The organism is Variovorax sp. AC103 (assembly GCF_979254005.1).
In genome coordinates, this window is record NZ_CEEDFC010000004.1 from 306,203 (window position 1) to 318,536 (window position 12,334).

At 69.0% G+C, this 12,334-nt stretch carries 10 protein-coding genes; 2 read left to right on the forward strand and 8 right to left on the reverse strand.

Annotated features, from left to right (window positions below):
- Positions 1 to 54 precede the first annotated feature (54 nt).
- Positions 55 to 684: a TetR/AcrR family transcriptional regulator gene (locus tag AC0IYU_RS08135; protein WP_472115016.1), complete on the forward strand. Its 630-nt coding sequence runs from the start codon at positions 55 to 57 to the stop codon at positions 682 to 684.
- Here the strand turns inward: AC0IYU_RS08135 and AC0IYU_RS08140 are convergent.
- From AC0IYU_RS08140 to AC0IYU_RS08170, 7 genes are read right to left on the reverse strand one after another with little or no spacing between them, the layout of a single operon-like run.
- Entirely contained in the window at positions 681 to 1,829 is a 1,149-nt protein-coding gene (locus AC0IYU_RS08140) for an ABC transporter permease (RefSeq protein ID WP_472115019.1), read from the reverse strand. The genes AC0IYU_RS08135 and AC0IYU_RS08140 overlap by 4 nt on opposite strands.
- Positions 1,829 to 3,013: an ABC transporter permease gene (locus AC0IYU_RS08145; protein ID WP_472115022.1), complete on the reverse strand. Its 1,185-nt coding sequence runs from the start codon at positions 3,011 to 3,013 to the stop codon at positions 1,829 to 1,831. Before AC0IYU_RS08145 ends, AC0IYU_RS08140 begins: the two co-directional genes overlap by 1 nt.
- Positions 3,014 to 3,035: 22 nt before the next feature.
- The gene (locus AC0IYU_RS08150) at positions 3,036 to 4,022 is read right to left on the reverse strand and encodes an HlyD family secretion protein (RefSeq protein WP_472115025.1); all 987 of its coding nucleotides are present in this window, start codon (positions 4,020 to 4,022) and stop codon (positions 3,036 to 3,038) included.
- Positions 4,022 to 5,455 (reverse strand): TolC family protein, encoded by a 1,434-nt coding sequence (locus AC0IYU_RS08155; protein ID WP_472115028.1) that lies wholly within the window; start codon positions 5,453 to 5,455, stop codon positions 4,022 to 4,024. Before AC0IYU_RS08155 ends, AC0IYU_RS08150 begins: the two co-directional genes overlap by 1 nt.
- A gap of 4 nt (positions 5,456 to 5,459) precedes the next feature.
- Entirely contained in the window at positions 5,460 to 6,182 is a 723-nt protein-coding gene (locus tag AC0IYU_RS08160; RefSeq protein ID WP_472115031.1) for a MerR family transcriptional regulator, read from the reverse strand.
- Between the two features lie 38 nt (positions 6,183 to 6,220).
- The gene (locus AC0IYU_RS08165; RefSeq protein ID WP_472115034.1) at positions 6,221 to 8,122 is read right to left on the reverse strand and encodes a YhgE/Pip family protein; all 1,902 of its coding nucleotides are present in this window, start codon (positions 8,120 to 8,122) and stop codon (positions 6,221 to 6,223) included.
- 48 nt (positions 8,123 to 8,170) lie between these two features.
- The gene (locus AC0IYU_RS08170) at positions 8,171 to 10,681 is read right to left on the reverse strand and encodes a sodium-translocating pyrophosphatase (RefSeq protein ID WP_472115036.1); all 2,511 of its coding nucleotides are present in this window, start codon (positions 10,679 to 10,681) and stop codon (positions 8,171 to 8,173) included.
- Between the two features lie 254 nt (positions 10,682 to 10,935).
- On the opposite strand from AC0IYU_RS08170, the gene ppa reads away from it, so the two are divergent.
- Positions 10,936 to 11,463, forward strand: coding sequence for an inorganic diphosphatase (gene ppa / locus AC0IYU_RS08175; protein ID WP_116907427.1), 528 nt, complete (start codon positions 10,936 to 10,938; stop codon positions 11,461 to 11,463).
- Positions 11,464 to 11,518: 55 nt separating this feature from the next.
- Here the strand turns inward: ppa and AC0IYU_RS08180 are convergent, their stop codons facing one another.
- Entirely contained in the window at positions 11,519 to 12,271 is a 753-nt protein-coding gene (locus tag AC0IYU_RS08180; RefSeq protein ID WP_472115039.1) for a hypothetical protein, read from the reverse strand.
- Positions 12,272 to 12,334 lie beyond the last annotated feature (63 nt).

A 12,334-nucleotide genomic window follows, 5' to 3' on the forward strand; every position in this document is an offset into this window, starting at 1 on the left:
TGCAATCGTGAGTCGGTACTGTCAAGTACCGAGGCATAGGAAAATGTACGGTTCATGAGCGAAACCATTGAAAAACCAGCGTCTTCCAGGTCTGGCGACGCGCCGGGGAGCGAGCACTACGCGCGCCTGCTGCAGGGCATGGCGCACGCCGTGGGCGCGAAGGGCTACGCGGAGACGACCATCGCCGACATCGTGCGCGAGGCCGCGGTGTCGCGCCGTACCTTCTACGAGCACTTCAGCACCAAGACCGAGTGCCTGATCGCGCTCTACGAAACGGCGAGCCGGCTTGCCTTGCAGGCGGTGAGCGAGGCCTTCGACCCGGTGCAGCCCTGGCACACGCAGGTGGAGCGGGCCATGGCGGCCTATTTCGATTACCTGGCGCAAGACCCGGTGCTGCTGCGCACGCTGTTCGTCGAGATCCTGGGCCTGGGCATGCCGGGCCTCGTGGTGCGGCGCCGGGTGAACGACGAGATCGCCAGCTTCATCCAGGTGGCGATCAACAGCAGCGGCAGCCCCCAGGAGCCAGCGGCGCACCTGACCGCAGAGATGGCGATGACGGTGGTCGGCGGCATCAACGAACTGGTGCTGCAGGCCATCGAGCAGGACCGCGCGGGCGACCTGCGCGAGCTGGTGGCGCCGGCCACGCGGCTGGTGCGCGCGGTGGCGGCCGAGAGCCAGCGTTAAACGCGCTTGCGTTCGACGGCGCCCGGCGCGGCCGACATCCACAGGGTCAGCAGTCCGGCCAAGGTCAGCACCAGCAGCGCGCCGAGGTAAGGCAGCACGTCGTGCAGCGGCGCACCCATCTGGTTGAGCCGCAGCGAGGCCTGGATGCCGGCCGTGCTGGGAAAGATCCAGCGCAGCACCTGCAGCGGCCCCGGCAATGCTTCGACGGGCCAGGAGAAGCCCGAGAGAAAAGCCATCGGCAGGGCGGTGAACAGCAGCACCTGCAAAGCTCGCTCGCGGTCGCGGAACCAGCAGCCCAGCAGCAGGCCGGCGGTGCAGATCGCCGGCACGTAGAAGGCCAGCAGCACCAGCGCACCCCATGGATTGCCGCCGCGCGGATAGTCCTGCAGGAAGAACACCCAGCCAAAGTAGAAAAGCCCGCTCAGCAAGCCGAACCCCGAGAGCGCGCCTAGCCGCCCCAGCCAAGCGCCCATCGAGGCGCGCAGCCGCCCGGCCTCGGCCCAGGTACCGGCCAGCATGGCCGCGCCCATCAGCAGCGTCTGCTGCAGGATCAGCAGCGCCACCGCCGGCACCACGTAGCTGCCATAGCCTTCGGTCGGGTTGAACAGCGCGACGAGTTGCGTGTTGAGCGGGCTGCGGCTGCGTGCGGCCTGTATCGCGCTCTGTCCGCCTGCCTGCAGCTTGCGGATCTCGACACCCGCCGACACCGTGCCCACCGCCTCCGAGAATCCGTACAGCACGGCCTTGTTGAGCAAGGCATACGCCCCGTTGCCTTCGATGGTGACCACGGCCGAGGTGCCGCGCAGCACGTCGCGCCTGAGGTCGGCTGGCAGCAGCGCATAGCCCTCGATCTCGCCGCGCCACAGCGCCTGCTGCGCCTCGTGCACGTCGGCGGTGACCATGCGCACGTCGAGGCGCGGATTGGCCATCGCGAAGCGCGCGATCTGGCGCGACAGCGCACTGTGGTCCTGGTCGACCACGGCCACCGGCACGCGCGTGACGGCCTGCGTGCCGTACGGCCACGGGTAGAAGAAGCCGTAGATGACAGGTGCGAGCAGCATGATCAGCAGCACGCCCTTGTCGCGCAGCACGGCCACGGCGGTATCGCGCCATGCCGCGCCGAAGTGCGAACGGTCCTTCGTCATCAGCGGCCACCCCAGCTGTCAGGCGCCCTGGCGGCGCGCACCAGCGCGCCGGCCGTCGCCGAAAGCAGCACGGCGGTGCCCAGCACCATCCACAGCGGCGTGGCCGCCGAGTAGGCCAACGGCGCACCCATCTGCAACTGCTCCATCTGCACCCGGATGTAGTGCGTGTAAGGCAGCAGGTTGGCCCACGCCTGTGCGAAAAACGGCATCGCGACCAGCGGGAAGCCCACGCCGCCGAACGCGAAGGCCGGCGCGGTGATGAAGCCCGTGGCCGACAGCGCGGTGCGCAGGGAGCGCGTGAGGCCTGATACGAACGCGCCCAGCGCGATCGACAGCGCCAGGAAAACCACCAGCGCAAACAACGTCCAACCGAGAGAGCCCACCGGGTGCCACCCGCGCCCCGCCGTGATCCACAGCATCGCGGCGATGGCCACCGCGCTCAGGCTCGCGAACGGCAGCGCCAGCTTTCCCGCCAGCGCAGCCAGCGCCTCGTGCCAGCGCGGCGCGGCGCCCAGCCATTCGCCGATGCTGCGGTCGCGCAGCTCGCGGCCCACGGCCCACGCGCCGGCCGTCATCGCCAGGATGTGCAGCAGCGCGGGAATCAACGCCGCGCCCAGGAACTGCTCGTAGTCGGTCGAGGTGTTGAACAGCGCCACCATGCTCGCCTTGATCGGCTCCATGCTCACGCGCGCGGCCGTCATCGATTCACCGCGCTTGTTGCGCACCGTGAGCTCGACGCCGCCCGACACGGTGGCCACGGCCGTGCGCACGTCGCGCTGGATCAGGCTCGAATGCGTGCCGAGCTGCGCGTTGTGCAGCAGCACGACCTGGCCGGCGCGGCCCTGCTTGACGTCGCGGCTCAGCGTGCGCGGCAGCTGCACCGCCGCGTCGACCGCGCCGCTGGTCAGCGCGCGCGCCATCTCGCCTTCGTCGCCGTAGTGCTGCACCACGCGCAGGCCGGGCGTGGCGTCCAGAAAGCGCACCAGCTGGCGCGACAGCGAGGAGCGGTCCTGGTCGAGCACGCCAATCGGCAGCCGCTCGGGCAGCCCGGCCGAGAAGATCCACCAGATCAGCAACACCGCGAGCAGCGGCACCCACGAGACCATGGCCAGGTCCCAGGGGCGCGTGCGCAGCAGCGCGAACTCGCGCCGTGCGCTGGCTGCGGAAAAGCCGCGGAGGCTCATCGGATCTGCGCTCCGTGCCGGGTCAGTCCACCAGCACGCTCATGCCGGGCCGCGCGCCCTCGACGGGCTTGAGCGGCCGTGCACGGACCTCGAAGGTGCGCACGTCGAAGCCGGCGCCGCCGCGCGTGGCGCGCCAGGTCGCGAAGTCGGGCAGCACGGCGCTGTAGTAGACCTTGAAGCGCGCCGTGCGCTTGTCTTCGGGCAGCGCGGGCAGGCGCGCGTCGAACTCGTTGCCCATCGCGAACCGGGCGAGCCGGTCTTCGCGCACGTTGAGCACCAGCCACTGGTCGTTGAGGTCGACCACCGTCACCACGGCCACGCCCTGCGGCGACAGCTCGCCGACCTTGGCCAGCACCTTGGCCACCTCGCCGCCGACGGGGCTGCGCAGCTCGGTCTCGGCCTTGGCGGCCTGCGCTTCGGCGACCACGCCGGCGACCTGGCGCGCCTGCGCATCGGCCGCGGCCTTGTCTTCGGGCCGGGCGCCGCTGCGCGCCATGTCGTACTGCGCCCTGGCGGCGATGGCGGCGTCGCGCGAAGCCTTCCAGTTGGCTTCGGCCTCGTCGCGCTTCTGGTCGGCCACCAGGCCTTCGCGCGCCAGCCCGTCGACACGGCGGAACGAGGTCTGCGCGAGCTGCGCCGCGGTTTCCGCCCGCTGCCATTGCATGCGCGCCATCTCGAGCTCCTGTGGCCGCGCGCCGTTCTGCGCCTTGTCGGCCACGGCCTGCGCGGCCTGCTCGGCGGCGGTGGCCTGCGCGAGCTTGGCGCGCACCTCGGGGCTGTCCATGCGCACCAGCACCGAACCGGCCTGGATGCGATCGCCTTCCTTCACCAGCACCTCGGCCACGCGCGCCGTGACCTTGCCCGCCACGTCGGTCTCGCGTGCTTCCATCTGGCCCTGGAACACCTCGGGCGCGGGCTGCGACGCGCGCCAGAACCCCCAGACGAGCACCGCCAGCACGAGCAGGGCGGCAAGGATGGCGATCAGTTGTCGGGTCTTGGCACTCATCATCAATTCACCTTCACGTCGGCACGCGCGATGTAGTCGGAAAACCTGTCGGAAATGCCCGCGCTCTCGAGCAGCTGCGCCAGCGCCTGCACATAGTCGTTGGCGGCCTGCGCGCGTTCGGTCAGCACCTTGGCCTGGTTGGTTTCGGCGTCGATCAGGTCGAGCGTGGTGCTCGTGCCTTCGTGAAGTCCCGAGACACGCAGCCTGACCACCTCTTGCGCCAGTTCGACCGAGGCCTTCATCTCCAGGTACTGGCGGCGTGCGTTTTCCAGCGCGCGCCAGTTGCGCTCGACCAGCAGCGAGATGTCGCTGCGCGCCTGCGCGTCGGTGCGCTCGGCCTGTTCGATCTGCTTGAGCGAGGAGGCCGACAGGGCGCTGCGGTCGACCGAGTCGTACAGCGTCCAGCGCACGCCGATGCCGGCCACCCAGTCGGCGTTGCCGCTCTTGAGTTCGCGGGTGCCGAAGGCAATGACCTGCGGGCGGCGCAACGCCTCCTCGCCTTCGTGCAGCTGCTCGGCCTGCGACTTCTTGGCCGCGACCTTGCCCAGGCCGGGGTGGCGCGTGAGCGCCGAATCGATGAAGTAGCCCAGCGGCTCGACCGGCGTGCTGAGGATGAAGAGCGGCGTCTGCGGCGCCACGCTGCCGTCCGCGCGCACCGTGCGGGCGAGCGCCACGGCGGCCAGCGCCGCGTCGTCCTCTGCCTTGCGCGCGTTGCGGCGCGCTTCTTCGTAGGCGGCGCTGGCCTGCAGCCGCTCCACGCGCGAGATCACGCCGGCCGCGAGCATCTTCTGCGCCGCCGAATCATGCTGGGCGATCGTGCGTTCCGCTTGCGCGCGCAGCGTGGCCGCGCGCTGCGCGAGCTGCGCGCCGAAGTAGCGCTGCACCAGCAGGGTGTCGACTTCGTGGCCGGCCTGTTCGGCATCGGCCTGCGCCTCGCGCGTCTGTGCCGACACGAAGCCGCGCACCGCGTCGGTCGCGCCGCCCACGTACAGCGGCCAGACGGCCGAGACCGAGGTGTTGGTGCCCGTGTCGTGCCGGTTCAGCGTGTAGCTGTTGGGCAGTTGCGGAATGGGCACGCGCGAGATGAAGCTCTGGACCGACGAGGGCAGCGAGGAACCGATCTGCCCCAGCTTCTGGTTGAGCGGATCGAGGTCGAGGTTCAGGTTGGCGTTGTACGCGTAGGCCAGGCCCGAGATGCTGACCACCGGGCCGCCCAGGCCCTTGACGCCTTCGCCCTGCAGCTCTTTCGATTCGACGGCCGCGCGCGCTGCGGCCAGCTTGTCGGAGCGGTCGACCATGCGGGCGCGGGCTGCGTCGAAGCTCAGTGAGAGGGTGTCCGCGCGGGGCGGCACCTGTGCGAAGGCCGAGGTACCCAGCCCGATCAGGGCCGGCAGCAGGAGCAGGGAAGGGAAGAGGGCGTGGCGAGGTCGTTGCATCGTTTCAGGCTGCCTTGCGCAGCAGGGCGTCGAGCTCCTGCTGCAGGATCACGGGAAACGCGGCCTGCACCGCGCCGGTGGCGAGCGGGCGCGCTTTCTCGAGCAGTTGGGCCAGGCGCTCGGCATCGATGGCGTCGCCGCTCAGCAGGCTGTCGGCCAGCGTGCGCAGCCAGTGGCGCGCCACGGTGCGCAGCGTGCGCGCCATGGACTCCTGCATGCCGATCACCTGCTCCAGCTGCAGGCCGAGCGCGGCCAGTTGCTCTGCGACTTGGCCCAGCGCGGGGCTGAGCATCTGGATCTTGCCGTCGGGCAGTTCGCGCATCAGGCCGGCCTTGGTGGCGCGCGCGAGCAGGGCGGGCGTCATCTGGCCTTTCCACTTGGCGGCGAGCGCCTTGGCCGACACCACCACCGGCGTTTCTTCGGCAAACAGGCTGCCCGAGACCGAGCGCGCCACGGCGACCAGGTCGGGCCAGGACGAGGCCGGCGCGCGCGCAAAGATGCGGCGGATGGCCTCTATGCCGAAGCCCTGGTCGCGCAACTCGCGGATCAGCGCCAGGCGCTGCGCGTGCTCGTCGTCGTACAGGCCCAGGCGCCCCCGAAGCCGGGGCGGTGGCAGCAGCCCTGCGGTGCTGTAGGCGCGGATGTTGCGCACCGTCACGCCCGCGTGCGCGGCCAGGGCCTCGATGGAGAGGTCCTGGGCGACAGCGGGGGCGTGGTTGGAATTCATGTGACGGTACGAATGTTACATCGTGAATGTCACATAGATCAAACCTGGATCGTCGGCTTGTAGTCGGCCAGCAGCACGTCGTTCCACTTGCCGAAGATCGCCATCAGGCCCACCGCCACCGTGCCGGACAGCACCACCACCCCGCAGGCATGCGCCCATCCGTTGTCGAAGGCGCCGAACATGACCGCGCGAAACGCCTGCACCACCCAGCTGAAGGGCAGCCAGCTGTGCACGTCGCGGAAGAAGCCGGCCGACAGCTCCACCGGCAGCACGCCGCCGCCGGCCGACAGCTGCAGCGTGAGCAGCAGCACCGTCAGGATGCGGCCGAAGTCGCCGAACACATGGAGGATGGCGAACAGCACCACCAGGAACACCAGCGAGGCCAGCACCATGGTGAGTGCCAGCGCGCCCACACGCGGCGCCTGCACCTGCAGCACGCCCAGCAGCGTGGCCAGCACCAGCGCCACCTGCAGCAGCACGACGAGCGCCGGCATGGTGATCTTGCCGAGCGTCTTCGCCAGCTTCGGGTAGTGGGTGTGGTCCGTCAGCACGATGCGGATGTTGAACAGGTAGCCGGCCATCACAGCGCCGATCCACAGCGCCACCGACACCATGTTGGGCACGAAGGCGCTGCCGTTGTTGGCCACCGGGGCCACCACCTCGACCTTCGGCTCGACCGAGTCGGCCAGCCCCGAGGCACTGCCCTGGATGCGGGTGATGGAGGCGGGCAGGGCGGCCTCGATGGTGCGCACCCCGGTCAACAGACGCTGCGCGCCCTGGGACAGTTGCGCGCCGCCCTGGACGAACTCATCGAGCTTGCGGTCTTCGGGCAGCTTGCCGCCCAGGGTGCGAATGCCGGCAGACAGCGCGCCCATGCCGTCGGCGAGCTTGCCCACGCCGCCTTCGAGCGCCGCAGCGCCGGCCACCAGCTTCTGGCTGCCGTCCTCTGCCTTGGTCATCGCGGCCTGGGCCTGGCCGAGCCCGCCGCGCAGCTTGTCCGCACCGGTTGCCAGGTCCCCGGCGCCGCGCGCGAGCCGGTCGCCCATGAAGGGAATGTCGGCCGATTCCTTCTGCATCTTGCGTGCGCCGTCACCCAGTTGGCCAGCGCCTGCATTCAACTGGTCCAGGCCATCGCCGATCTGCGCGAGCCCGCTGCCGAGTTCGCGCTGCCCCGCCGTGAGCTGCTGGGCGCCGGACTTCAGCGCGCGCAGGTCCGCATCGGCCGGCAGCTTCGACTGGATGGTGCGGATGGCGCCGTTGACCTGCTTGAACCCGCTGCCCACCTGCTGGGCCGCCGCGCTGTACTGGATGGCGCCCGTGGCCAGCGCCTGGCTGCCGTCGCGCAACTGCAGCAGCGCCTGCTTGAGCTGTTCCAGCCGTTGCTGCGAGCCGGAGGCCGCGTTCAGCACCAGCTCCCAGCGCTGCTCGTTGAGCATCTCGTTGACCTGGTGGCCCAGCTCGCCCGCGAAGCGCCGCGCCAGGCCGGCCGAGCTGTAGTTGTTGCCTTCGGAGGTGTAGACGACCAACTGGCCTGCGCCGCGCTGCGTGCCGGGCACCGCATTGGCGCTGAAGTCGCCCGGAATCAGCAGCACGAAGGCGAGCGTGCCGCGGCGCACTTCGGCGCGCGCGGCCTCGGGGTCGGTCATGGTGCGAAAGCCGAAGGCGCGTTTTTCGAGCAGGGTGCGCGTGAGTTCTTCGCCCACGTTCAAGGTGTGCGCCATGTAGGTAACGCCCCGGTCCTGGTTCACGATGGCTGCCGGCAGGTCGGCGGTGTGGCCCGCCGGGTCCCACACGCTCGTGAGATAGATCAGCGCATAGAGCGCAGGCACCACGCCGACCGCCACCACGGCCAGCAGGATGCGCGGAAAACGCCGCACGATCGCCAGTTCGGCCCGTGCAATGGCCCAGGTGCCGGCGAACAGTGCGTGGAGGTAGTGCATGGCGCTAGTGTGTACGCAGCGCCATGGTGACCGGCCCGGGAACGCACGTCAGGGCTTGACCTTGACTTCGACGCGGCGCGCCTCGGAGGGCGGCCCGTCGGCCTGCGACTGCTCGGGCTTGGCGAGCTCGATCTTGTCTTCGGGCGCGCCGGCGGCCTTGAGCGCGTCGCTCACGGCCATGGCGCGCTGCTTGGCCAGCTCGGCATTCTTTGCAGGGTCGCCGCTGGCGTCGTGGTAGCCGCTCACCAGCACCGTGCTGCCGCTCTGCACCGCCTTGATGACGTCGGCCAGCGCCTCTTTGGCGTTGGGCGCCACCTCCGAGCTGGCGCTGGCGAAATAGAACTTCACGACCCCGTTCTCGACCTTCACTGCGGCGGCTTCGACCGCTGCGACGGCACCCGAAGCAACCACCGCGGCCGGCGTGGCCGGTGCCGTTGCCGCCGGCGCGCTCACGGCCGGTGGCATTTCCACCTTGGCCGGCACCGCCGCCGCATCGCCGGCGTGGAACTTCACCACCAGCGGCACGATGAGCAGCGCCACGATGTTGATGATCTTGATCAGCGGGTTCACGGCCGGGCCGGCTGTGTCCTTGTAGGGGTCGCCCACGGTATCGCCGGTGACGGCCGCCTTGTGCGCCTCGGAGCCTTTGCCGCCGTGGTGGCCGTCCTCGATGTACTTCTTGGCGTTGTCCCACGCGCCACCGCCGGTGCACATCGAGATGGCGACGAACAGCCCCGTGACGATGGTGCCCATCAGCAGCCCGCCCAGCGCCTTCGGCCCGAGCACGAGGCCCACGACGATCGGCACCACCACCGGCAGCAGCGACGGGATCATCATTTCCTTGATGGCGGCGCCGGTCAGCATGCCCACGGCCTTGCCGTACTCCGGCTTGCCGGTGCCTTCCATGATCCCGGGGATCTCGCGGAACTGTCTGCGCACTTCTTCCACCACCGCGCCGGCCGCGCGGCCCACGGCTTCCATCGCCATCGCGCCGAACAGGTAGGGAATCAGCCCGCCGATGAACAGGCCGACGATCACCATCGGGTCGCTCAGGTTGAAGCTGATGTTCAACCCGAAGCTCTCCAGCTTGTGGGTGTAGTCGGCGAACAGCACCAGCGACGCGAGGCCGGCCGAGCCGATGGCGTAGCCCTTGGTCACCGCCTTGGTTGTGTTGCCGACCGCGTCGAGCGGGTCGGTCACGGCGCGCACGCTGTCGGGCAGCTCGCTCATCTCGGCGATGCCGCCAGCGTTGTCGGTGATGGGGCCGTAGGCGTCCAGCGCGACCACGATGCCCGCCATGCTCAGCATGGAGGTCGCCGCGACCGCGATGCCGAACAGGCCGGCCAGCGAGTAAGAAGCCAGGATCGCGATGCACACGAAGATCACCGGCCAGGCCGTAGAGCGCATAGACACGCCCAGGCCCGCGATGATGTTGGTGCCGTGGCCGGTGGTCGAGGCCTGCGCGATGTGCTGCACGGGCTTGTACTGCGTGCCGGTGTAGTACTCGGTGACCCACACCAGCGCGGCGGTGAGCGCCAGGCCCACGAAGCAGGCGCCGAACAGCTTGAGCTGGCTGCCGCTCGGGGCAATGGCGTTGTCCGGGATGATCCAGCTCGTGACGAACCAGAACGCGATCAGCGACAGCACGCCCGCCACCGCCAGCCCCTTGTAGAGCGCCGGCATCACGTTCACCATGCCCGGCGAAGCCTTCACGAAGAAGCAGCCGATGATCGACGCGATGATCGACACGCCGCCGAGAGCGAGCGGATACAGCACCGCATTGCCGGGCGCCGTGGTGACCATCAGCGCGCCGAGCACCATGGTGGCGATCAGCGTCACCGCGTAGGTCTCGAACAGGTCGGCCGCCATGCCGGCGCAGTCGCCGACGTTGTCGCCCACGTTGTCGGCGATCACCGCCGGGTTGCGCGGGTCGTCCTCCGGAATGCCGGCCTCCACCTTGCCCACCAGGTCGGCACCGACGTCGGCGCCCTTGGTGAAGATGCCGCCGCCCAGGCGCGCGAAGATCGAGATCAACGAGGAGCCGAAGGCAAAGCCGATCAGCGGGTTGAGGATGGCTGCCAGGGTGTGGTCGGCCTTGGGCGCGCTACCGGCCAGGAACCAGTAGAAGCCCGTCACGCCCAGCAGGCCGAGCCCGACCACCAGCATGCCGGTGATGGCGCCGCCACGAAACGCGACGTCCAATGCCGGGCCGATACCCTGCGTTGCCGCCTGCGCCGTGCGCACATTGGCGCGCACCGACACGTTCATGCCGATGAAGCCGCAGGCGCCCGAGAGCACCGCGCCGACGACGAAGCCGACCGCCGTGGTCAGGTCGAGGAAAAGTGCGATGAGCACCGCCAGGACGACGCCGACCACCGCGATGGTCGTGTACTGCTTGGCGAGGTAGGCCGAGGCGCCGGCCTGGATGGCCGCTGCAATCTCCTGCATGCGGGCGTTGCCGGGGTCCTTCGCGAGAATCCAACTTCGGGCCCAGAACCCATAGGCCACGGCCACGAGGCCGCAGACGATGGCCAGTATCAAGGGGGTGTTGCCGATCATGCTTTGCTTCTCCATTCGTTCGTTTAAGACTTGTGGAGACGGACACCATGGACCCTGCGTGCAACGCGTACGGGACATGTTTTCCGCCGCGTTGCTTCCTCGAAGCTCGCTGCACCGAGGGTGCGGAGCCGATTGGCCAACGGTTGCAATTTACAGGCAAAAACGAGCGCGCGTGCGACCGTCCGGTGACACGGAAAGTAAACTCCGGGTTTGTCCCCATCCTTCTCATACTTTTCAACTACTCGAAAAACGTCATGTCCTTCGACAAAGTTTCCCCCGGCAAGAACGTTCCCGATGCCTTCAACGTCGTGATCGAAATCCCGATGAACGCCGACCCGATCAAGTACGAAGTCGACAAGGAGTCGGGCGCGATCTTCGTCGACCGCTTCATGACGACGGCCATGTACTACCCCGCCAACTACGGCTACGTGCCGCAGACCCTGTCGGGCGACGGCGACCCGGTCGACGTGCTGGTGATCGCGCCGTACCCGCTGCTGCCGGGCGTGGTGGTGCCTTGCCGTCCCCTGGGCATCCTGATGATGGAAGACGAAGCCGGCGTCGACGGCAAGGTGCTGGCCGTGCCCACGGACAAGGTGCTGCCGATCTACAGCCACTGGAAGTCGGTCGACGACGTGAACCCGATGCGCCTGAAGGCCATCAGCCACTTCTTCGAGCACTACAAGGACCTGGAAGCCGGCAAGTGGGTCAAGGTGCTGGGCTGGGAAGGCATCGAGTCCGCCAAGAAGGAAATCCTGGACGGCATCGCGGCCTACCAGAAGTAAGTTGTTGCTGCCGTGAGGCAGCGTCCGGGGGCGCCATGCCCCTGGACCGGCGGCTTCAGGCCCGGACTGCGTCCCCGGCCAGCCGCATCCACTCGCGATTGACCGATCGCGCGTGCGAGTTCCAGTGGCGTGCCGCCTGCTGGAGTTCGTCCCACTGGCGTTGCGCGCCGGTGCTGTCCCCTTGTTCAGCCAGCCATGCGATGTAGCGGGCGCGGGTTTCGACCGTGTTGTATTGGCTCAGCGCGCTCTCGAAGGCTTCGCGTGCCTCCTGCTGCCGCCCGTCGGCGGCCAGCGCGCGGGCGGTGAGCACCGCGACTTCGTCCCGGCGGTAGTCGTCGCGCGTGGCACGCAGTGCCTGGAGGGCCTGCAGCGCTTCGCGGCCCGCAGCCGGGCCGCCCGCGGCGAGCAGGGCGCTGGCAAGGCCGAACTGCAGCTCCGGGTCGGAGGCCAGCGGGCCCTTGAGCGCATCGCGGTAGTGACCGACGGCATCGCCGGCCTGGCCCCGGTCGAGTGCGGCCTTGGCGAGGCGCAGCTTGTTCTGGGCGGTGGGCGCCAGGTCGTAGGCGTCGGCTGCGGCACGGTACTCGCGCTCGGGATCGATGAAGCCGATCGCTGCGCTGGCCACCTTGCCGGCGGTGTTCTGAATGCGCGAGGCAGGCAGGTACTCGACCACGAAGTACACGATGCTGCCCAGCAGCGGAAAACTGAAAAGAATGACGAGCCAGAACAGCTGCTTGCCATGCCGCATGGCGTGGATGGCAAAGAACAGCGCAATGATGACGTGCAGGCCCAGTCCGACGAATGGCATCGTTTTCCCTCTGTGTTGTTGTGGATTCGGGCGCTTTTATAGCAGCCCCGAATGGCACAGCCA